This is a genomic window from Streptococcus halichoeri, assembly GCF_009870755.1.
GTDB lineage: Bacteria > Bacillota > Bacilli > Lactobacillales > Streptococcaceae > Streptococcus > Streptococcus halichoeri.
Window position 1 is genome coordinate 1 of sequence record NZ_WLZU01000014.1, and the last position, 20,401, is coordinate 20,401.

The following is a 20,401-nucleotide window of genomic DNA, read 5'->3' on the forward strand; positions in this document are numbered from 1 at the left end:
AATCCAAACGGTTTTATTGTTTATCCTAAGGGTAAAGGTAGTCGTTATAAAATATTAGCAACTAGAGCTAGAAAATATTTTGAAGAAAATTTTGGTTTTATTTTGTTAAATAATTAAATGATATAATATTGAGGATAAATTCCTTGATGTCTAGGAAAGGAGAAAAATGGCAACATATAGACAAAGAGGTAAAAAGAAATTATGGGATTATAGAATCTTTAATGAAAAAAGTGAGTTAGTTGCTTCTGGTTCAGGTTTTAAGACAAAGCGTGAGGCTATGAATGAAGCTATGAGAATGGAGCAACAAAAGTCACTAGTGAATTCTATATCATCTGATATAACTTTGTATGATCTATGGTTTGAATGGTATAGTTTAATTATTAAACCTAGTAATTTAGCAGAGACTACCAAAAATAAATATTTTATTAGGGGTTCGGTTATTCGTAAACTTTTTGGGAATCAGAAAGTAAATAAAATAAAGCATAGTGCGTATCAAAGAAAATTGAATATGTATGCTGAAAAATATACTAAAAATCATGTCAGGAGATTAAATTCTGATATAAAAAAAGCCATTCAGTTTGCAAAAAGAGATGGCATTTTATTATCTGACTTTACAGATGGAGTTGTCATAGCTGGTAGGCAATTTGTTAAGGATGCAGATGAAAAATATCTACATAGTATTTCTGATTACAAGAAAGTAATATCTTATTTAGAAAATAATTTAGATTATTCAAATAGTATCGTTTATTATTTATTACTGGTGTTATTTAAAACAGGTTTACGAGTGGGTGAAGCTTTAGCATTAACTTGGGATGATGTTAATTTTGAGGATCTAGAAATCAAGACGTATAGAAGATTTAGTGGTGATAAGGGAACTTTTAGTCCACCTAAAACAAAAACTTCTATTCGTACTATTCCTATTAGTCAATCTTTAGCATTAATCTTAAGACGTTTGAAGGATGATCAGCAAGTTATGTTGAAAAATTTAAAAATTGTAAATATTAATAATCAAATATTTTATGATTATAGGTACGGTGTGTCATCAAATAGTGCCATTAATAAAAGTTTGAGAAATGTATTACATGTCTTAAATATTGATTCAAAAATGACTGCAACAGGTGCGAGACATACCTATGGAAGTTATTTATTAGCTAAGGGTGTTGATATTTGGGTAGTTGCAAGATTAATGGGTCATAAGGATATTACACAGTTACTTGAAACTTATGGTCACGTCTTGACAGAAGTAATAAATAAGGAATATGAAACGGTCAGAAGTTTAGTATCTTAAAACTAATTTTTAAAAAATATCTTCTAGAACAAATTTAGAACAAATTAGCCAAAACAAAGAAAAAAAACTTTTAAATCAAGGTTTTTGACACTATTATTAATGCCCCCTACAGGGCTCGAACCTGTGACCCATAGATTAAGAGTCTACTGCTCTACCAACTGAGCTAAGGAGGCAACAAAGAATGCTGTATTGGCACCGGTTGTTCACGGATTGTATTGATCCCGCACAAAAATAAGCAGGTGGGTAACGTGCTCCCTCTTGAAAGTTGCTTCCGCGTGGAACGGCTTGCAGACTAGAGGGGGACTTTGTTTCCCGAAATACAAAGAAATAGTCGGTCAACACTTAGATGTGAACTCGTATGCCACAGCAATGTTTTGATGTATTAATGATACCACTTTTTGAGTTTTTTTCAAGTCCTAAATGACGAAAATGTGAAACCGATTGCTAAAAGAATGAACCCCTTCCCTAAGAAAGCTTGTCAATTCGCTCTTTGTTGGCCCCTAGGGCGCGTTCATATTTACCCGTTTCGTTGGCTTGGAAATAATTTCTGGTTTTTAATTTATCTGGTAAATACTGTTGTTTGACCCATTTTTCCGGATAATCGTGGGGATAGAGGTAGCCTTTGGCATTGCCTAGTTCTTTGCTGCCACTATAGTGGCCATCGCGTAAATGCCGTGGGATTGGGAGGTTACCTGAGCGCCGAAGGTCGCTTAAGGCAGCATCCATGGCCAGATAGGCTGAGTTGGATTTTGGGGATAAGGCAAGATCAATGACAACATTAGCTATCAGGATGCGGGCTTCGGGAAAGCCAATTTTTTGGGCGGCATCAAGTGCGGTGACGGTATGAACCTGGGCTTCAGGGTTAGCTAAGCCAATATCCTCATAAGCAATCACCGTAAGGCGTCTGGCTAGGCTTGGCAGGTCGCCGGCTTCGACTAAACGCGCTGCATAGTGGAGGCTGGCGTTGACATCAGAACCACGAATGGACTTTTGCAGTGCTGAGAGCACGTCGTAATGACCGTCACCATTTTTATCCATGGTAATATAGGAGCGCTGTAGACTGTTTTCAACGATGTCAAGGGTGATGTGTCGCAGACCGTTTGGATTTTCCTTGGTGGACATGACGGCTAAATCTAGTGAATTATAGGCTGAACGCAGATCACCATTGGTTGCGCTAGCAATAAAATCAAGCGCCTCAGCATCAAGCTCAATGGCAAAAGGAAAGCCACGTTCCTTGTCAGTGATAGCGCGCTCAATAGCAGTTTTAATATCGTGGTTGGAGAGTGGTTCCAGCTCAAAGATCTGCACCCGACTGCGAATGGCTGGTGTCACAGAAAAGAAGGGGTTCTCTGTTGTTGCGCCGATCATAATAATCTTACCATTTTCAAGCAAGGGCAAGAGAAAATCTTGTTTGGCTTTGTCCAGGCGATGAATTTCGTCCAAGAGCAGCACTAGTCCGCCAGAGAAAGTTGCCTCGTCGGCGATTTCTTGGAGCCGTTTTTTGCTATCTGTGGTGGCATTAAAGGTTCGAAAGGCAAATTGAGTAGCGCCAGCGATGGCACTAGCAATCGAGGTTTTACCAATCCCAGGCGGCCCATAAAGGATCATGGAGGAGAGCATGTTAGCATCAACCATCCGACGAATGATCTTACCTTCTCCTACGAGATGCTGCTGGCCGATGACCTCTGTAATCGTTCTTGGGCGCATTCTTAGTGCTAAATTATCAGGCATCTGCTTGACCTCCTGTTTGTTTTCTTGGCATGATTAATGGCGAATGGCTGCAATAAAGTTGGCAATCATGGTCATGCCTTCGGGCGTTCCGATGCTTTCAGGGTGGAATTGTAGGCCAAAAAGGGGCAGTGATTGGTGCTCAAAAGCCATGATTTCCTGGTCCTCACAGTCTCGAGCAGTGACAATAAAATCTTTGGGTAGTTCTTTGACAACGATCGAATGGTAGCGCATCACCGTTATATGATGGGGCAGGGAGCGAAAGAGGCTGGCTGGTCCCTGGGTTTCAATGATGCTTTGTCTGCCATGCATGACGCGTTTGGCCAGGCGCAGTTTCCCACCCAGTGTCTCAGCAAGGGCTTGATGTCCTAGGCAGACGCCTAAAATGGGTTTGATTTGGTAGAAGTCCCGGATGAGTTGGCCCATGTGCTGAGCTTCTTTTGGCCAGCCAGGGCCAGGAGAAAAGACCAGAGCATCCGCTTTTTCAGCCATTTCATATAAATCTGGGTCCTGGTTGCACAAGACAATCGTTTCGTCAAACTCACTTAAATATTGAGCAAGGTTGTAGGTGAATGAATCGTAATTATCAATTAAGAGTATCATAGTTTCCTTAATAACTGTCTTATTGAGGCAGGGCGTTCTCCTGGTCTGCTCACAGCAAGCAAGGCTTTTGATTGGCCTGCAGACTGAGTGGATAAAGTCCTCGCACAGCATTACCACCAAAAATAGCAGTGGCTACGTGCAAGTCAGCTAGCGTTAGCCATTTTTCCTGGGCCTGTCCAGTCTCTAAAAGCTCTTGGCGGTAAATACCAGGTAAAATACCTGCAGCTATTGGTGGGGTGTAAAGCATGGTGCCAAGCTGAATGAAGAGGTTGCCAATAGACGTTTCTAAGAGCAGTCCCTCTTGATTATAGAAGATCTGCTCATAAGGCTTGACAGTAATGTGCGGGCGGTAGCTGGTTTTAAAGTAGGTAAAGGGTGAGTCTTTCACAGCCTGATTCTGTAAAACGAGCTGCGCCTGAAGAAAATGCTCAGGCAAAGGGGTTAGTTCTTGATCCCGGAGGATGAGCTCGCCATTTTTTTGTAGGGAAATGCCTAGTCGGTAAGTGCGATTATCTTTGTTTTCCAGGTAGGCAGTGAGGCTTTGCCTTAGCTTACTTTCCTCATAGGGGTAGGCAAAATAAGCGGCCGCTTCTTTGAGTCGCTTGAGGTGGCGCTCCAGCCCAAGGATGTCTTGATTAGCAACCTTGGCCGTTGTTTTGAGGTTGAAGTGTTGCTTTTGCCGATACAAAAAGGCTGTTTTTTGGTGTACCTCTTGGTATTCCTCTTCCCATTTGCTTTGCCAGGTGATCCCGCCACCCACACCATAGGTGGCTTGATTGTCACTGAGTTGCAGTGTTCTGATGGGAACATTGAAAATCCTACGGCCGTCTGGCAGGCAGATTCCAATGGTGCCACAGTAAACCCCTCTTGGTTTTGGCTCTAAAGCTTTAATAATAGCCATGGTAGCGACTTTGGGTGCGCCTGTGATGGAACCACAGGGAAATAGAGCCGTCAAAATCGTTAAAAGGTCACACTTGGGTTTGAGTTTTCCACTAATCGTTGAGGTCATTTGCCAGACTGTCGAATACTGCTCAACGTCACAAAGTTTATCGACTTGCACACTGCCTGTCTGGCAAATTTTTCCCATGTCATTGCGCAACAAATCTACAATCATGATATTTTCAGCGCGGTTTTTGCTATCAGCTTGTAGCCAATCATGTGCTTGTTGGTCCAAGTAAGTATTGACGCCACGCTTTGTCGTCCCTTTCATCGGTCGCGTGATGAGGCGGTTTCCCTCTTGCTTGAAAAATAACTCGGGACTGGCTGAGATGACAGCAAAGTCATCATGGGCGATATAAGCGTTGTAATTGGCGCCCTGCTCGACAACAAGCTTATTGTAGATCGCTAAACTATCAGCTAGCTGTAAGTCTTTGGTCAGTTGAATAGTGTAATTAACCTGGTAGGTATTGCCCTGGCGCATTTCCTTATGAATAGCTGCAATAGCGTTTTGATAAGCCAGCTTTTGAGTCGTGCTATGCCATTGATCGGCAATGGCAACATTCTTATAGTCAAGCGGCAGCTCTTCGATGTGACAGCTCTTATGTACAGTAAAATAGGCAAAATATTCTTTGCCTAGTCCTTTATCGTATGTTTGTAGGGCACCGTTAAAAAAAGCAGCCGCTTCATAGCTCAGATAGCCTACAACGTAATAGCCGCTTTGTTGGTAATGTTGGACCTGGGCAATGACCTCCCCAACTTGGTCGCATTCTTTAGCTATTAATTCCAGAAAAGGATGTTCAAAAAGATAGCGGTGGCCAAGTTCTTTGAAATCGATAATGGTTTTTCTATGCATAGTCAAATTATACCATAGCAGCGCTTAACATAGGGGGTTAAATGGTCAAGAAAAGGAAGGTAATCAGAGTCAAAAGTTCAGAGATTTAGTACCTCGTGCCCTTCTTTTTTCAGCTCGAAGGCCCACTTACTCTAGCACCGTACCAGTAGTTACGCTGCTAGAATTTTTGTCTAAAAGCAGTAAAAAACAAAAACGAATGCAATGATCAAGACAGCTGCTTGCTGATTAATTCTGCATTCGTTTTGTCTGGTTTTGCGCAAGCTAACAGAGTAAGGCTTGCTTTTGCTTATTGCTTTTTAGAAAAGCAGCTGCTGGTTTGAGAGTTACTTACTGTCTTTCTTGCTGTTAATCCCCAGAGCAGCAGCGGCTCCAGAAAAGAAGACGAGGCTGCTCATGAAAATGGCTGTGGCTGGCGCACTCTGCTCACCCGTATCAGGCAGTGTGACTGCTGTCTTTGCTAGCAGCTGGCTGGTGTTTGACTGATCGGCCCTAGGATGTGCGGTGGTGCCCCTACCCCAAGCTTTATTAAAATGGATTCTAACAGCTTGCCCTTGCTTACTAGCAAGTCCTTGTCTGTGTAGCGCAAGCTGATGGGTTGTGTGCTTATCCGGGGGAATGGTGGCCTGGTCAGCTGGCTCTGGCTGTGTGTGATGCCAGAGGGTTTGGAAGCGGCCGTGCTCTTGGAAGACTTGGCCTAGTTCTAGGAGGAGTCGGTCATGATTAGCTGCGCTATTAACCAAAATCCCTAAGGGCAATCCGGCCTTGGTCACGTGAGTCGGCAGAGATAGCGACGGTGTTCCCGTCAAATTAGCCAACTGGGTAAAAGGTGTTAAGGTCCAAGCGGGCAGCCATTGCTGGTAGATGATAGTGCGTTTTTCGGCTTTAGAATAATGGGACAGGTCAGCTAAGATGGGCTTAAAGTGCTCGCTAATGTGCTGATAATCAGCCCTAGGTGCTGGATAGGCCGTGGTTGGGGTTAGAAAAATGGGATAAGTTTGATAAAATTGGTTGAGTTGCTCGGTCATTTGTGTGATACTTGCCCAAGCGTCATTTAAGTCTTGTGGGCTTAAGTCTTTACCTGTTTGATAGAGGGCAAAGGAGAGCAGCTCGACATCTTCTTTTTGGAGATGGCGCCCCAGTTTTTGGTTGGCCATAAAGTCAATAGCAAGGGCCCCTTTAGCCGCAAGGGTATAGTAGGCCTCCATCATTTTTTTACCATCAACGGGGTAGTTGACTTCAACGGTTTGAAAACCTTGCTCATTGAGGAAGGCAACAGCTTCTTTTACGGCCCAAACAGCTTCGTCTGAAATGGGAGTCCCAGCTGGTGTCTGTGTTGTGTAAGCAATTGGGATAGCGGTGCTTAGGTGCTGTGTCGTTTGGTGGGGCTTGGCCTCTGCTTTTAGGAGAAATTCAAAGAGTCTTTGGGTATCTTCCATCGTTTTGGTTAAGGCAAAATGGCTGACATTATTGGTGCTAGCAGCAGAATTGCCGGCCAAAATGCCGCGCGTTGGGTGTAAGCCGATTAGCCCAGTCCAAGAAGCCGGAATCCGAGTTGAGCCACCGCCATCTGATGCACTAGCAATCGGTACTTGCCCTACAGCCACCCCTGCTGCTGAACCACCAGAAGAACCACCTGGATTATAAGCTGTATTCCATGGATTATGCGTGACGCCGTAGAGATCAGAATTGGTCACATTAATCCAACCCATTTCCGGAAAGGCGGTCTGACCAATGACGACAAAACCAGCATTTTGTAAGGCCTTGACATAAGAGGACGTCCCCTTGCTGGTCTGTCCACGCAAAAAGGCCAAGCCATTGGTGTTTTGCCCACCAGCAATGGTGTGCCCCAGCCCCTTAACCAAAAGCGGTACCCGATAAAAGGGTTGCCCCTGATCAAGCAGCGCAGCACTTTCTTTTCGGGCTGCCGCCTCACGCAGACTGATGACATTGTTTAACTCAGGATTTGTAGCCTTAATCGTTTCTAGGGCAAAAGTGAGCAATTGATCACCAGTGACCTGCTTATGACGAACCCAATCAGCCAGTTGACTGGCGCTCGCGGCTTGGTAGTCCTTAAGCGTGATCTTGGGACCAAGCGTGCGCGCCCCAGCACTTAGACTGGACTCACTGACTGGTTCCTGAGCTCCAGGAGCCCCAGAGCTGACCTGATCCTGCCGCGCGTTAGCATCAGAACTAGGCGCAAGTACCAGATTGTCATCAACTGTACTGGTAGAAGTGACTCTCGTTTCTTTGCCCATAGCTAGCGCCCGAGCAGCTGACTCAGACACAGAATTGGTTTTAGGATCAGCACTAGGCAAAGCTTGGGGCCAAGCCTCTACAGCTGCCACACGAGTATTAGGGGGCTGGCTTACTGACGCATTAGCCGGCTCCGCTTGAGCTAGCGCTGGAGAGGCAAGAAAAAAGCTCCCCGTTAGCAAGAGACTAGCTATTAGAAGGGGGCGTGACTGTAATTGTATATGGTGTTCTGGTTTTGCCATGTCAATCTCCTTATTTAGTGTCAATACTTTAATTGTAATCAAGGATTAGAAAAAAACAAGAAAAACGCTTCCAAAAATCAAAAAAGAATAGGCACATTAAAAACCAGAACGCTGGTCAGCTTTTTTTGGCGCCTCATTTGCCCGGTGCTTCCAGCAGATCAGCAGTTGAGTTTTCTAGAGTGGCTTTGCCTAGGGCTGACACTAGCTGTTATAAGTCTTTATACATTTGAGTTGCCAGTGTCATGAGTCTGCCCAGCAATTCATTATGCTCTCCGATTAAGTTAAAAATCTGGTCCTCACTCAAGATGCCGTTTTTGACCGGCACATGGTCGTATTCGGCTAATTCTAGCCACTTGTCGCTGCCATAAAAATCACGGACATCCAGATAATCCTGGTAATGCTCTTCAAAGGCGTCAAGGCTTGACCTTAGCTGATTGAGGACGGGTAAAAAGTGATCATACTTCTCTTCATATGTTTCAATGATGGCAATATCTTGCTTATTCATGTGGTTTACCTCTTACTTTTACGATGATTACAGTCTATCTTATTTTTACCCAAAAAGCATCTGAAAAGGGTATCTGTCAGATTTTTCTAGCGACTTATGGGGCAAAATCAGTCCTTGGAGTGCTTTCTTAAATAAAGAAAAAAGATTTCGCTTTAGCAGCCTTTGTGATATAATCACCACAAGATACCCTATTTCTGCTACAGATGGTATGGCGGCTGCTTATGTGTGGCTTTAGCCAGCTGGAGCGAGCCAGCAGGAGGCATCAGCCTGATGCTCAGCTTGGCCTTTTGCCATTTTTGCTAAAGCTATCCAAAAACAGTCGATAGTAAGTAGACAAGATTTTGCACTTAGTGTTCATTAAGGAGGAAATACCGATGCCAAGAAAAGTAAACAAAGTGATTTATATTCTATTAGCCTTTTTCTTAGGTGGACTTGGTGTCCATAAATTTTATGCCGGACAAACAGGTCGAGGCATCCTATACCTGATCTTTAGCTGGACCTTCATTCCTCACTTTTTGGCTCTTATCAGTGCTATTTTGGCTCTCTTTAAGCCAGCTGATAGAGAAGGGAACTTCTATATTTAGCAGCCTAAGCGGAGTTGATTTGATGGTGCAAGGCAGCACTTAAGCCCACAGGCTCCTAAGCTCATAATATTTAGAAAGATTACAGGAAACATAATGGCAAAATTTGGCTTTTTATGTATTGACGAAATGGCGCTTTTGTCAATAAAGGAAATGTTAGAAAAGAATGTAAGATATGGTAAAAATTACGGCAAACGGGAGTGAAATTACACTACTTACAGATAATACTGACTACATCAGTTTGACTGATATTGCTAGGTACAGCAATCCAACTGAGCCTAAAGAGGTCGTCAAAAATTGGATGAGAAACAGAAACACAATTGAATTTCTAGGAGCATGGGAAAAGTTACACAATCCAAATTTTAAAGGGGTCGAATTCGACACCTTTAGAAATCAAGCTGGATTAAATAGTTTTACATTGTCTCCTCAAAAATGGATTTCTTCAACAAATGCAATCGGCATTACCTCACGTTCAGGACGTGGTGGAGGTACATACGCTCATTCCGATATTGCTTTTGAGTTTGCTTCGTGGATTTCCCCAGAGTTCAAACTCTACATCATACAAGACTACCAAAGACTAAAGCAAGAGGAAGCTTATAAGAATCAAATTGAGTGGAGAGCCAATCGCTACCTATCTAAACTCAATTACGGTTTTCAAACTGATGCTGTTAAAGAACACATTGTTCCAACCATCACACCAGCCCAACAACGTTACGCTTATGCCAATGAAGCAGACCTTGTGAATGTCGCTGTCTTTGGGATGACTGCCAAGCAATTTCAAAAACAATTTCCAAATAAAGAAGGGAATCTAAGAGATAACGCTAGTATTGAGGAACTGCTGGTTATCAATAACATCCAATTACTCAATTCTGAAATGATAAAATCTGGAATTGATAGCCCAACTCGACTAAAAGAACTAAACCGAATAGCTAAAGAACAGTATCAAACACTTGTTAACAATAATCAAAAAGCTCTTCAAGAATTGAAAAAATTAGATAACAAATAAAAAAGCCCTGCACTCAACTTTGGTCGGCGCTACTTTAGAATTATTGGTGAAGTTGACGGAAGTTTGACATCTAAATCATGACTATCTGATACCCACGCGCCAAATTCCACTATTTTCCAATATTTCAGTAACGCCAATTACTGACTTTACCTATCTAATTCCTTTACTTGCTTGTGGGTGGTTAGAAGAGGTAAGAATATGAAAATAACAGAATACAAAAAGAAAAACGGTACAATCGTTTATCGTGCTAGTGTTTATCTTGGTGTTGACCGGGTAACAGGTAAGAAAGCTAGGACCAGTGTATCAGGGCGAACCAAGAAAGAATTAAAGAATAATATCAAGTTAGCCAAGTATGAGTTTCAAGCGAACGGTCAGACGGCTTCAAAGAAAGTACAAGTTAAGACTTTTAAAGATTTAACTGATATGTGGCTGATTAATTATAAAATGACCTTGAAGCCTCAAAGCTACAATAGTATGGTAAGCATGTTAAACAAGCATATCCTGCCTTATTTTGGTAAGATGACATTAGATAAAATCACCTCTAGTGATGTTCAAACGTTCATCAATGATTTATCAAAGAAGACTATTAATTATGTTAACGCTCGGTCAATCACAAACAGGATATTACAGCATGGTATCTTATTACAGTTAATTCAGTACAATCCTGCGCGTGATATTGTGTTGCCAAGGAAGTATTTTCATACATTCGTAAGACAAAGCGCTTTAGATAGAGTGTGTAGAGAAGCGGGTATACCTAGATTTACTTTTCATGCTTTTAGGCACACTCATGCCAGCTTCTTATTGAATGCTGGTATCAGTTATAAAGAATTACAATACAGATTAGGTCATGCAACCCTAGCCATGACTTTGGATGTCTATTCTCACTTATCCAAGGACAAAGAAAAAGAAGCAGTTTCATTCTTTGAAAAAGCAATAAATAGTATTTAGTACACAAAAAGGGACACAAAACATTTTTAAGTAAACGAATGAGGTCTTACAAAACCTTATATATCAGCGTTTAGAAAGATTAGGTATAAAAAAGATGGCAAAATTTGGCTTTTTATCAGTATTAGAAGAAGAGATGGACAAGTATTTTCACTATGATTATGCTATGGATTGGGATAAGAAAAATCATGCGGTTGAGCTGACTTTTATTTTAGAAGACCAAAATAAAGAAGCTATCCAAACCATTGACGACAGTGGAGAAGTGACCCAAGACGACATTGTCTTTGAGGACTACGTGCTCTTTTACAACCCTGCCAAGTCTCAATTTGATGCAGCAGATTATTTGGTTACCATTCCTTTTGACGTTAAAAAGGGCTTCTCTCGTGAATTCTTAGCTTACTTTGCACAATTTCTCAACGATGTTGCTATTGAAGGGCACAGCGATTTAATGGATTTCTTAGCTGATGACAGCAAGGTTGATTTTGCTTTAGAATGGAACGCGCAAGCTTTTGAAGAAGGCCGAGCAGAGTTGAAAGAGACAGAATGTTACCCTTATCCGAGGTACTAAGATGATACATGAGATGATGCTAAGCCCTAAACCTTTTGAGATGATTGCCTCAGGTACAAAGACGATTGAATTGCGTCTGAATGACGAGAAGCGGCAAAAGGTCCAAGTTGATGATACCATCGTATTTGTTAGAACAGATGATAGTAGTCAGATGTTGTGGACAAAGGTGGTTGAGCTTCATTATTTTGACGACTTCGCTCAGCTTTATCAGTCGTTACCCTTAGATAATTGTGGCTATCGGAAAGAAGAACTGGAGAAGGCTCGTCCAGAAGACATGGAATGCTATTATAGTCAGGAACAGCAAGCCCAGTATGGGGTAGTCGGTATTGAGTTATCACTGCTGTAGAGGAGACGGATATGACATCATCGACACAGGCATGCGTTTTTTCCGGAGTGAAAATTGCTTTAATGCAAGACCAACACCTTGTGACCATTTTAAGAGATAATAAGCCTACCATCCCTTTTCCTGACACCTGGGATTTGCCTGGTGGGGGCCGAGAAGGTTTAGAAACACCGTTTGAATGTGTGCAACGTGAAGTGATGGAAGAACTAGGAATTGCGATTTCACAAGATATGGTCGTCTGGGAAAAAGCTTATCAAGGGGTTACGAATCCGGAGATTTACTCTATTTTCATAGTGTTCATGATTAGTAAGGATCTTGTTAAAGCCATTCATTTTGGAGATGAAGGTCAGACTTACAAGTGGGTGCCGGTGAAGGATTTTTTAGCGGGTAAGAAGGCTGCGCCTCAATTACAAGAACACTTGGCAGCTTACCTAGATGAGCAAAAGTGACTAGTGAGACGAGTGTCGGTATTTCAGTGTTTAAGGATTGTTAAAATTAACAAAAGTATCAGAGACTTAGAGGAATTGTTAAAAGGAGAAAGGACATAACTATGGAAACATGGCAAGAAGTGACGGTTCATGTGCATCGTGATGCGCATGAAGCAACTTCTAATATTTTAATTGAGGCAGGTAGTCAAGGCGTAGCCATTGCTGATAGTGCAGACTATATTGGTCAGGAAGATCGCTTTGGGGAATTGTACCCAGATATAGAGCAGTCAGAAGTAGTAGCGGTAACGGGTTATTTCCCAGATACCATGAATCTGACAGAGGTCCAAGCAAGCATTCAAGCAGGGCTACAAAGGCTCATGCATTCAGGTTTAGAAGTGGGGCCAGCCACTATTGAAAGCCATCAATTAGTAGAAGAAGACTGGGCTGAAAATTGGAAAAAATATTATGCGCCAGCTCGCATCACTCATGATGTGACCATTGTGCCCTTGTGGACTGACTACGCAGCCCAGCCACAAGAAAAAGTGATCAAGCTGGATCCGGGTATGGCCTTTGGCACAGGCACGCATCCCACAACCAAGATGAGCCTCTTTGCCCTGGAACAAGTTCTTCGCGGTGGTGAAACGGTCATTGACGTGGGCACAGGTTCTGGTGTCCTCTCCATTGCTAGTAGCCTCCTTGGCGCCAAAGCCATCTACGCTTATGATTTAGATGATGTGGCGGTGCGCGTGGCTCAGTCAAATATTGATTTGAACCCGGGTGGCGAAAAGATTCATGTGGCCACTGGCGACTTGCTCAAAGGCTGCGACCAAAAAGCAGACGTGATTGTCGCTAATATCTTGGCAGATATTTTGGTACAGCTAACTGATGATGCTTACCGCTTGGTCAAAGACGAGGGCTATCTAATCTTATCAGGGATCATTTCAGAGAAATTAGACCTGGTATTAGAAGCTACTTTTAGCGCAGGCTTTTTCCTTGAAACCCATATGATACAAGGCGAGTGGAACGCCCTTGTCTTTAAAAAAACAGATGACATATCAGGAGTAATCGGCGGCTAATGCAACAGTATTTTATCAATAGCCCAGCAGTAACAGAGCTGACTATTAGCGACAAAGCGACCATTAAGCACATGTTTCACGTCATGCGCTTGAGCGAGGGAGACCAGGTGATCATCGTGTTTACTGACCACCAAAAATACTTGGCCCAGGTCACAGACAGTCAAGCTTACACCCTAGCAATCCTTGAGACTCTGACAGACAGCGTTGAGTTACCAGTTGAGGTCACCATTGCCTCGGGTTTCCCTAAGGGTGACAAGCTGGATTTGATCACCCAAAAGGTTACCGAGCTTGGCGCCCATGCTATTTGGGCTTTTCCTGCAGACTGGTCAGTGGTCAAGTGGGACAGCAAGAAACTCACCAAAAAAGAAGAGAAATTGGTTAAGATCGCCTTGGGAGCGGCCGAGCAAAGCAAGCGCAACCGGCTGCCAGCTGTCCGCTTATTCCCTCGTCAGGCTGATTTTTTAGCGCAGCTATCTGACTTTGACTCTATCTTGGTAGCCTACGAAGAAGCGGCTAAAAGAGGTGAGCAAGCAGCCTTAGCGCGAGCCTTTTCCCAAATCAAACCGGGTCAAAAGTTGCTCCTTATCTTTGGGCCAGAAGGGGGGCTTTCACCCCAAGAGGTCACTCAGCTAGAGGCGGCCGGTGCACAGCTAGTGGGTCTAGGCCCACGGATTATGCGGACAGAAACAGCGCCGCTCTATGCCTTAAGCGCCCTTAGTTATGCCCTTGAGCTACAAGGCTGAGGCTTTGTTAAAAGCCAAGCATTGATAGCTGGCAAACCAGGTGCCTGAGAAAGATTGAGCAAGCAAGGTTGACTTGCGCAGTGCAATTATGCTTTCTTGCCAGTTTGCTCATCAGTAGGCTCGAAGCTAGACTTCTTAGATCAGCTGACAGGCCCGCGCCTTCTGCCCGGCTAGAACTCTAAACAGCGCATAGGCAGATTTTGCCCGCCGTTACCGTCCAGGTGGCGGTTTTTCTTGTTGGGATAAGTTTTCTATGAAGTTCAATTGGCTTTGGGCAGGAGTCTTTAGCAGCAAATACTTTTTATTTAAGTCTTGCTTTAGCCGGGTACAGCTTTTTTTGCTGAACACTAAAGCAGCGCCCCACTTATCTTTTTACCGTTTAAGACTTTTTAGGAGCATTTCAGGAAAAAGCAGTCGCTTCCTTCGATTTGCATGCTATACTGGCACTCTGACGTACTGTCAGAGCTGAAAATGATACTAGAGGAGATTGTTAACATGCATACAAAAATGGACCAGTTTGAGCTTTTAGATCCTATCGCCCTGTCACATGTGGCAGGAGGGGCAGACGAGTCTAAGTACTGCAGTCAGCCAGGCAAGCTGGCATATGTTAGAAATTGGCCTTTATATCATAGTGAGATTGTGCCAGACTCTATGCGTATAGTTCAGGTAAATACTTGTCTGGTTCATCAATCATCAGTAGCTTCAAGCCGCTAGGTGCGAGAAGGCTTTGTACTTGGTGCAGCGCCATTTGTTACACAAGGAGCAAGAGCTAGGCTGTTAAGGCCAACGACAGTTACCAAAGCCTCAATACAGTTATCAAAAGCTTGCCCAAAAGACTTGGAGCTGACTTATTTTGCTGTTTGCTTCCTAGCAGAACCAATTGACAGATAAGCGACTAAACGATAGCAAGGAGATGCTCAGAAAAGTCACAGAAAGGTTTAAGAAAACGCTTTACAAATCGTGGCCAGGCAGGTATAATAAAAACACATAACGCAAACGCTTGCGTAAAACGATTACATACTTGTCGCTCAGAGCTTTTATAGCTGCTTGTAGCGCCTCGTTTTAAAGGAGAGGTCGAATGAAAGGATCATTCAAGCAACTGTTTAGTTTCGAATTCTGGCAAAAATTCGGAAAATGTCTCATGGTAGTTATTGCCGTTATGCCTGCTGCGGGTTTAATGGTTAGTATTGGGAACTCTATCCCACTGATTAACCCACAGTCACAAACCTTGGTAACCATTGGTAATGTGATTGCTCAGATAGGTTGGGGCGTTATTGGCAATCTTCACCTCTTGTTTGCTTTAGCAATTGGTGGCAGCTGGGCGAAAGAACGAGCTGGTGGAGCTTTTGCTGCAGGTTTAGCCTTTGTCTTGATTAATCGCATTACTGGAGCTATTTATGGTGTCAATGCAGCCATGCTGGCTGACCCTAATGCCAAGATTAAGAGCTTTCTTGGGACGACGATGATTGTAAAGGACTACTTTACCAGTGTCTTGGAATCACCAGCCCTAAATACAGGGGTTTTTGTCGGCATCATTGCTGGTTTTGTTGGAGCTACTGCCTATAACAAATACTATAATTATCGCAAATTACCTGAAGTCTTAACTTTCTTTAATGGTAAACGTTTTGTGCCATTTGTGGTTATCTTACGTTCCACGCTAGTCGCACTTGGCTTAGCGCTCATCTGGCCCTTGATCCAATCAGGAATTAATGGCTTTGGCATGTGGATTGCTTCTTCGCAAGATTCTGCCCCAATCCTGGCTCCTTTCTTATATGGAACCCTGGAACGGCTCTTATTGCCATTTGGCCTGCACCATATGTTGACCATTCCCATGAACTACACTGCTTTGGGTGGTACCTATGAGGTTATGACCGGAGCAAGTGCTGGTACTAAGGTGTTTGGCCAAGACCCACTTTGGTTAGCCTGGGTTACAGATTTGGTTGGCTTGAAAAGTTCAGGCCAAACAGAAGCCTATCATCATTTAATGACCAGCGTCACTCCGGCTCGTTTTAAAGTTGGGCAAATGATTGGTGCTACAGGGACGCTCATGGGGGTTGCTTTAGCCATGTACCGCAATGTCGACCCAGATAAAAAAGCCAAGTATAAGATGATGTTCATCTCGGCTGCGGCAGCTGTTTTCCTTACTGGGGTCACCGAGCCTTTGGAATACATGTTCATGTTTGCAGCTATGCCACTTTACTTGGTCTATGCGATAGTACAAGGAGCCTCCTTTGCCATGGCCGATCTCGTGCACTTGCGGGTGCATTCCTTTGGTAATATTGAGTTGTTGACTCGGACACCGATGGCCATCAAGGCCGGTCTTGGCATGGATTTGCTTAACTTTGTCTGGGTGTCACTCCTCTTTTTTGCCATCATGTATGTCATTGCCGATTTTATGATTAAGAAAATGCATCTGGCGACAGCTGGCCGCCTTGGTAACTATGATGCAGATATGCTAAGTGAGACAGAGTCTGCTACTAAAGCAGGCCCGGTCGCTGCTGCTGATTCACAAATTGTAAAGATTATTTCTTTGTTAGGCGGTCCTGACAATATTGCTGACGTGGATGCCTGCATGACTCGCCTGCGCGTGACGGTCAAAGAACCTGCTCAGGTTGGTGTTGAAGACCTTTGGAAAAAAGCTGGCGCTATGGGCTTGATTGTCAAGGGCAATGGTGTGCAAGCCGTATATGGGCCAAAAGCTGATATTTTAAAATCAGATATTCAAGATTTATTGGATTCTGGGGCGATTATTCCAGCTGCTGACTTCTCAAGCAGCCAAACAGCCCAATCTAGCAGCCACATTAAGCATGCCAAAGAAACCATTCTCAGTGTTGCTGATGGAGAAGTTATGCCCATTACGGCAGTAGATGATCAAGTCTTTGCTGGCAAGATGATGGGTGATGGCTTTGCAGTAGAACCTAGCAGTGGGCATATTTATGCCCCCGTTACTGGCCTGGTTACTAGCGTCTTTCCGACCAAGCATGCCTTTGGTTTACTTACTGATAATGGTTTGGAAGTTCTGGTTCATGTGGGGTTGGATACGGTTGCTTTAAATGGCGCACCCTTCTCTGTGAAAGTTACAGAAGGGCAACGTGTGGCTGCAGGTGAGCTTTTGGTAGTGGCAGACCTAGCCGCTATCCGCTCGGCTAACCACGAGACAACAGTAGTTGTCGTCTTTACCAACCAAACGGACATTCAAGCAGTCCAACTGGACAAGACCGGCAAACAAGCCGCCAAAACAGCTGTAGCAACTGTCCAACTATAGGCAAAAAGAGTGATAGATTCTCTGCATGTGGCACAGGCTATCACTCTTCTTGTTCAACTAAAGTTAAGGAGAAATAGAAATGATGAAATGGCTCACCATCAATACCCATTCATGGATGGAAGTCAATGCTTTGAAAAAATTATTTGACCTGGCAGAGCATATTTTAGCTCAGGATTATGATGTTATTTGCCTGCAAGAGATTAACCAATTAACAGATAGCAGTCCAGCAATCAATTGTTATGATTATCTCGCAATTGAAGGGACGCCGATTATTCATCGGGATAACTATGCCCTGCTTTTGGTCACCTACCTGCAAAAGCACGGCCGATCTTACTACTGGTCTTGGGCCTATAGTCACATCGGCTATGACATTTACCAAGAAGGCGTAGCTATTCTCTCAAAAACGCCCTTCACCCCAGAGAGCCTGCTCATTTCAGAAGTGGATGATCCTTTGGACTACCACACCCGGCGCGTGCTCATTGCCAAGACACAGCTGGACGGCCAGGCAGTGACTTTTGTCAGCCTGCACGCTTCTTGGTATGAAAAAGGCTTTGCCAAGGAATGGGCAAAACTCGAGCAGCGTCTCAAGCAAATAGATGGACCGCTCGTTTTGATGGGGGACTTTAACAACCCCACCGATTTGGCTGGTTACCGCCTGATGATGGCTAGCGACTTGCAGCTCCAAGACAGCCATCAGATAGCCTATGTGTCCCTTGGGGATCATAGCATCTTAGCTGCTATTGATGGCTGGCAAGATAGCAAAGAACCCTATAAGGTTGACCATATCCTCACCAGTGCAGACTTTTGCATTGAACGCTCCGCCATTACCTTTGACGGCGGCCAGGCCCCGATCGTTAGCGACCACTATGGCCTAGAAGTCGAAGCAGATTGGGCCTCCTCCAGCTAAGTCTAAGAGAAATCGCCCAGCTAGCAGTCAGCTCAGGCGCAAAGGGAAAAGGCAGGAGTCAGCAAAAGAGCGTGCGACCACAGTCCCGCGACAGTTGGCCTTGCTACAGAGCAGTTCACAAAAAAGGCAAAATCATCATTGCAGACCTCAGGGATTGCTGACTTTAAGTCTGTGTGAGCTTGGGGAACACCTACAAGCCGCCCCGATCCGGTGTTTTTGCCGACATGATGTAGCCAACCATAAATTTCTCATCCTGCTATTTTTTGGCAGTCTTTTCTTAATCAAAAACTAATTAAAATCAAATAAAAGCGACCTTTTCTCGCTTCCTCGAACAGACTATAATGAGGACGAACCTAGCGGTAGACTCACCTATCGCTCGTCAATCGTATGCTGATTGGCCTAAGGATTTTAGAGGAGAAAAGGAAGAAAAATGAAAAAAGAAACAGCTAAAAAAACGCTCTGCCGCCAAGTTCTCACCAGCAGCTTGCTAGCAGCCAGCCTCTTTGGTGCAGCAAGCGTGGGGACAACTGCGCATGCAGCTCCGGTGTATGCTCCGGAAGATAAGAATTACGAAACAATTATGAAGGAACGTAATGAGAGTCGGGAGCAATTAGCGAAAAAAACTGAACAAAATAAGACTCTGAGAGAAAAAGTTGACAGACTAAAAGAAGTCAAGAAAAAATTAAGAGAAGTCAAGAAAGACCTCAAAATCAAACTTGGTGACACGCAAAGACGCGTTGAAGCAGGTGCTGAAGAAATTGGCCGCTTGTTGGGTGAGCGTGCTACCCTTGAGCAACAATTAGCAACTGTTACCGAAGATGCTAAACGACGTGGTGAAGCAGCTGCTGAAGAGATTGGTGAGCTCTTGCACAAACGTGAAGCTTTAGAGCAAGAATTAGCGACCAACAAAGAAGACGCTGCAAGACGCGCAGACTCAGCTGCCCAAGAAATTGGTGACCTCCTTAAACAAAGGGACGAACTTGATCAACAGCTCGCTGCTGCTAAAGAAAAACAAGCTGCCGACCAAGCTACCTACGACCGTTTGCTTGAGTCAGCTAAACATGACTTGGCCGCAAAAGATGCCCAAATTGAGCAATTAAAAGCTGAACAAGCTAAAGCGCTTGAAGAAGCACAAGCACAAAACCAAGCCCTTCAAGCAAACCAAGAAGAGCTCAATAAAAAATTAGCAGTGCTTGAACAACAACTAGCCGATAAGACAAAAGAACTTGAGGACATGAAAAAAGCTCAAGAAACACCTAAAGGACCTGAGGCTCCAGCTGCACCACAAGGTAAAGCACATCAAGCGACAGATACCAAAGGCAAGATGGGTAGAGCTAACCACGCATCAGCTCCTCAAGTTGGACCGATGGCACCAAGTATGGACAACAAGGCTGCACAATTACCATCAACTGGTGAAGCAGCAAGCAACCCATTCTTTACAGCTGCAGCCCTAACCGTTATGGCTTCTGCTGGGATTCTTGCTCGCAAACGCAAAGAAGAAAACTAAGGCTTAACCAGGTAGCTAGCTTGCTAGCCCTGCCGGCCTAGTCCTTAAGATAAAACAAAAAAAGAAGACATCTAGCAACTTGCTTAGCAAGCTGCTAGATGTCTCTTTTTTGTGTGCCTGGCCTCTGGTTCAACTGAGTCCTATCAAGCCAGCTAACTTTTCCTGGTGGGGAGTCAGCCACAAAAAGGTTGGCTTTTCAAACGGCGCAAGCTCAACATAAGGGCGCGCAGGGCTGCGCACCCTTAGCAAAGCTGATTAGGATAGTGCTAACCTGCCTTAGTCAGCTCTTCCTAGCACTTCCTAGCAACAACCCCCCTAGACCAACCCAAGCGCCAGCTATGCTCCAGCAGCGCTACAAGGGCCTGAGACAGCTGCTGGGAGACGCGCGGGCAAATGAAAAAACATGACACCCACAAAAGTGGGAATCATGTCTCGTTACTACCCAACCGAGCTTTCTTTGCCGAACGGCGCTTGCTTAAGCCTTTTGAGCCTAAACCAGCGTGCCAGCCTTGGTAAACAACTATTATAGAGAGAGTACGAGGCCCCAGCACAAAGCTTTTAGAGGCGCATTATTTGGCTTTTGAGCAAATGGCTGCGCTGAGCGGCTCGGCTCGGCCAGCC

At 44.2% G+C, this 20,401-nt stretch carries 18 protein-coding genes, 1 tRNA gene, 1 other RNA gene and 1 pseudogene; 14 read left to right on the forward strand and 7 right to left on the reverse strand.

The genetic code is table 11. From position 1 onward, the window contains the following. Both GWD08_RS04655 and GWD08_RS04660 read left to right on the forward strand, forming a co-directional pair. Window positions 1-117 (forward strand): DUF771 domain-containing protein (locus GWD08_RS04655; RefSeq protein WP_159564474.1); only part of this gene is annotated, 117 nt, incomplete at its 5' end. A gap of 49 nt (window positions 118-166) precedes the next feature. Then, window positions 167-1,288 (forward strand): site-specific integrase, encoded by a 1,122-nt coding sequence (locus GWD08_RS04660; protein WP_159564476.1) that lies wholly within the window; start codon window positions 167-169, stop codon window positions 1,286-1,288. 100 nt (window positions 1,289-1,388) lie between these two features. On the opposite strand, the gene GWD08_RS04665 is transcribed toward GWD08_RS04660, so the two are convergent. The 7 genes from GWD08_RS04665 to GWD08_RS04695 form a co-directional block, all read right to left on the reverse strand. Continuing rightward, window positions 1,389-1,461: transfer RNA gene (locus GWD08_RS04665), tRNA-Lys, on the reverse strand. A 4-nt stretch (window positions 1,462-1,465) separates the two neighbouring features. Continuing rightward, a non-coding RNA gene (ssrS, locus tag GWD08_RS04670) (6S RNA) lies at window positions 1,466-1,661 on the reverse strand. 92 nt (window positions 1,662-1,753) lie between these two features. Further along, the gene (locus GWD08_RS04675; RefSeq protein WP_159564478.1) at window positions 1,754-3,019 is read right to left on the reverse strand and encodes a replication-associated recombination protein A; all 1,266 of its coding nucleotides are present in this window, start codon (window positions 3,017-3,019) and stop codon (window positions 1,754-1,756) included. Between the two features lie 33 nt (window positions 3,020-3,052). Continuing rightward, complete coding sequence (locus GWD08_RS04680) at window positions 3,053-3,619, reverse strand: aminodeoxychorismate/anthranilate synthase component II (RefSeq protein ID WP_159564480.1); 567 nt, start codon at window positions 3,617-3,619, stop codon at window positions 3,053-3,055. Window positions 3,620-3,668: 49 nt separating this feature from the next. Next, a complete protein-coding gene (gene pabB / locus GWD08_RS04685) occupies window positions 3,669-5,411 on the reverse strand; it encodes an aminodeoxychorismate synthase component I (RefSeq protein ID WP_159564482.1) in 1,743 nt (580 codons plus the stop codon). A 323-nt stretch (window positions 5,412-5,734) separates the two neighbouring features. After that, complete coding sequence (locus GWD08_RS04690; RefSeq protein ID WP_159564484.1) at window positions 5,735-7,906, reverse strand: amidase family protein; 2,172 nt, start codon at window positions 7,904-7,906, stop codon at window positions 5,735-5,737. Window positions 7,907-8,114: 208 nt separating this feature from the next. Further along, the gene (locus tag GWD08_RS04695) at window positions 8,115-8,411 is read right to left on the reverse strand and encodes a DUF4298 domain-containing protein (RefSeq protein ID WP_159564486.1); all 297 of its coding nucleotides are present in this window, start codon (window positions 8,409-8,411) and stop codon (window positions 8,115-8,117) included. Window positions 8,412-8,785: 374 nt separating this feature from the next. Between GWD08_RS04695 and GWD08_RS04700 the strand changes: the two genes are divergently transcribed. The 12 genes and pseudogenes from GWD08_RS04700 to GWD08_RS08850 all read left to right on the forward strand — a co-directional run bounded on the left by GWD08_RS04700 (window position 8,786) and on the right by GWD08_RS08850 (window position 20,296). Further along, entirely contained in the window at window positions 8,786-8,995 is a 210-nt protein-coding gene (locus GWD08_RS04700) for a TM2 domain-containing protein (RefSeq protein WP_159544471.1), read from the forward strand. Between the two features lie 172 nt (window positions 8,996-9,167). Beyond that, window positions 9,168-9,998 carry a KilA-N domain-containing protein gene (locus tag GWD08_RS04705; protein ID WP_121205202.1) on the forward strand — a complete coding sequence of 277 codons (831 nt, stop codon included), beginning with the start codon at window positions 9,168-9,170 and terminating at the stop codon, window positions 9,996-9,998. Between the two features lie 198 nt (window positions 9,999-10,196). After that, window positions 10,197-10,946 carry a tyrosine-type recombinase/integrase gene (locus tag GWD08_RS04710; protein WP_159564488.1) on the forward strand — a complete coding sequence of 250 codons (750 nt, stop codon included), beginning with the start codon at window positions 10,197-10,199 and terminating at the stop codon, window positions 10,944-10,946. A gap of 94 nt (window positions 10,947-11,040) precedes the next feature. Further along, window positions 11,041-11,511, forward strand: coding sequence for a DUF3013 family protein (locus GWD08_RS04715; protein ID WP_159564490.1), 471 nt, complete (start codon window positions 11,041-11,043; stop codon window positions 11,509-11,511). Between the two features lies 1 nt (window position 11,512). Next, window positions 11,513-11,857 (forward strand): ASCH domain-containing protein, encoded by a 345-nt coding sequence (locus GWD08_RS04720; protein ID WP_159564492.1) that lies wholly within the window; start codon window positions 11,513-11,515, stop codon window positions 11,855-11,857. A gap of 11 nt (window positions 11,858-11,868) precedes the next feature. Further along, on the forward strand, window positions 11,869-12,303 hold the full coding sequence (locus GWD08_RS04725; RefSeq protein WP_159564494.1) for an NUDIX hydrolase: 435 nt from the start codon (window positions 11,869-11,871) through the stop codon (window positions 12,301-12,303). Window positions 12,304-12,404: 101 nt separating this feature from the next. After that, a complete protein-coding gene (prmA, locus tag GWD08_RS04730; RefSeq protein ID WP_159564496.1) occupies window positions 12,405-13,358 on the forward strand; it encodes a 50S ribosomal protein L11 methyltransferase in 954 nt (317 codons plus the stop codon). After that, window positions 13,358-14,101 (forward strand): 16S rRNA (uracil(1498)-N(3))-methyltransferase, encoded by a 744-nt coding sequence (locus GWD08_RS04735; RefSeq protein ID WP_159564498.1) that lies wholly within the window; start codon window positions 13,358-13,360, stop codon window positions 14,099-14,101. Before prmA ends, GWD08_RS04735 begins: the two co-directional genes overlap by 1 nt. Before the next feature lie 1,078 nt (window positions 14,102-15,179). Further along, on the forward strand, window positions 15,180-17,366 hold the full coding sequence (locus tag GWD08_RS04740; RefSeq protein ID WP_159564500.1) for a PTS transporter subunit IIBC: 2,187 nt from the start codon (window positions 15,180-15,182) through the stop codon (window positions 17,364-17,366). Window positions 17,367-17,445: 79 nt separating this feature from the next. Next, entirely contained in the window at window positions 17,446-18,273 is an 828-nt protein-coding gene (locus tag GWD08_RS04745) for an endonuclease/exonuclease/phosphatase family protein (protein WP_159548057.1), read from the forward strand. Window positions 18,274-19,585: 1,312 nt separating this feature from the next. After that, window positions 19,586-19,780 (forward strand): annotated as a pseudogene (locus tag GWD08_RS08955) (LPXTG cell wall anchor domain-containing protein); the annotation flags it as partial. Between the two features lie 393 nt (window positions 19,781-20,173). Next, on the forward strand, window positions 20,174-20,296 hold the full coding sequence (locus tag GWD08_RS08850; RefSeq protein WP_268892466.1) for a hypothetical protein: 123 nt from the start codon (window positions 20,174-20,176) through the stop codon (window positions 20,294-20,296). The last annotated feature ends 105 nt before the right edge of the window (window positions 20,297-20,401 follow it).

Coding starts and splice junctions, on each gene's coding strand:
- GWD08_RS04660 (WP_159564476.1), top strand. CDS start 167: ATGGCAACATATAGACAAAGAGGTAAAAAGAAATTATGGGATTATAGA.
- GWD08_RS04675 (WP_159564478.1), bottom strand. CDS start 3,019: ATGCCTGATAATTTAGCACTAAGAATGCGCCCAAGAACGATTACAGAG.
- GWD08_RS04680 (WP_159564480.1), bottom strand. CDS start 3,619: ATGATACTCTTAATTGATAATTACGATTCATTCACCTACAACCTTGCT.
- pabB (WP_159564482.1), bottom strand. CDS start 5,411: ATGCATAGAAAAACCATTATCGATTTCAAAGAACTTGGCCACCGCTAT.
- GWD08_RS04690 (WP_159564484.1), bottom strand. CDS start 7,906: ATGGCAAAACCAGAACACCATATACAATTACAGTCACGCCCCCTTCTA.
- GWD08_RS04695 (WP_159564486.1), bottom strand. CDS start 8,411: ATGAATAAGCAAGATATTGCCATCATTGAAACATATGAAGAGAAGTAT.
- GWD08_RS04700 (WP_159544471.1), top strand. CDS start 8,786: ATGCCAAGAAAAGTAAACAAAGTGATTTATATTCTATTAGCCTTTTTC.
- GWD08_RS04705 (WP_121205202.1), top strand. CDS start 9,168: ATGGTAAAAATTACGGCAAACGGGAGTGAAATTACACTACTTACAGAT.
- GWD08_RS04710 (WP_159564488.1), top strand. CDS start 10,197: ATGAAAATAACAGAATACAAAAAGAAAAACGGTACAATCGTTTATCGT.
- GWD08_RS04715 (WP_159564490.1), top strand. CDS start 11,041: ATGGCAAAATTTGGCTTTTTATCAGTATTAGAAGAAGAGATGGACAAG.
- GWD08_RS04720 (WP_159564492.1), top strand. CDS start 11,513: ATGATACATGAGATGATGCTAAGCCCTAAACCTTTTGAGATGATTGCC.
- GWD08_RS04725 (WP_159564494.1), top strand. CDS start 11,869: ATGACATCATCGACACAGGCATGCGTTTTTTCCGGAGTGAAAATTGCT.
- prmA (WP_159564496.1), top strand. CDS start 12,405: ATGGAAACATGGCAAGAAGTGACGGTTCATGTGCATCGTGATGCGCAT.
- GWD08_RS04735 (WP_159564498.1), top strand. CDS start 13,358: ATGCAACAGTATTTTATCAATAGCCCAGCAGTAACAGAGCTGACTATT.
- GWD08_RS04740 (WP_159564500.1), top strand. CDS start 15,180: ATGAAAGGATCATTCAAGCAACTGTTTAGTTTCGAATTCTGGCAAAAA.
- GWD08_RS04745 (WP_159548057.1), top strand. CDS start 17,446: ATGATGAAATGGCTCACCATCAATACCCATTCATGGATGGAAGTCAAT.
- GWD08_RS08850 (WP_268892466.1), top strand. CDS start 20,174: ATGAAAAAACATGACACCCACAAAAGTGGGAATCATGTCTCGTTACTA.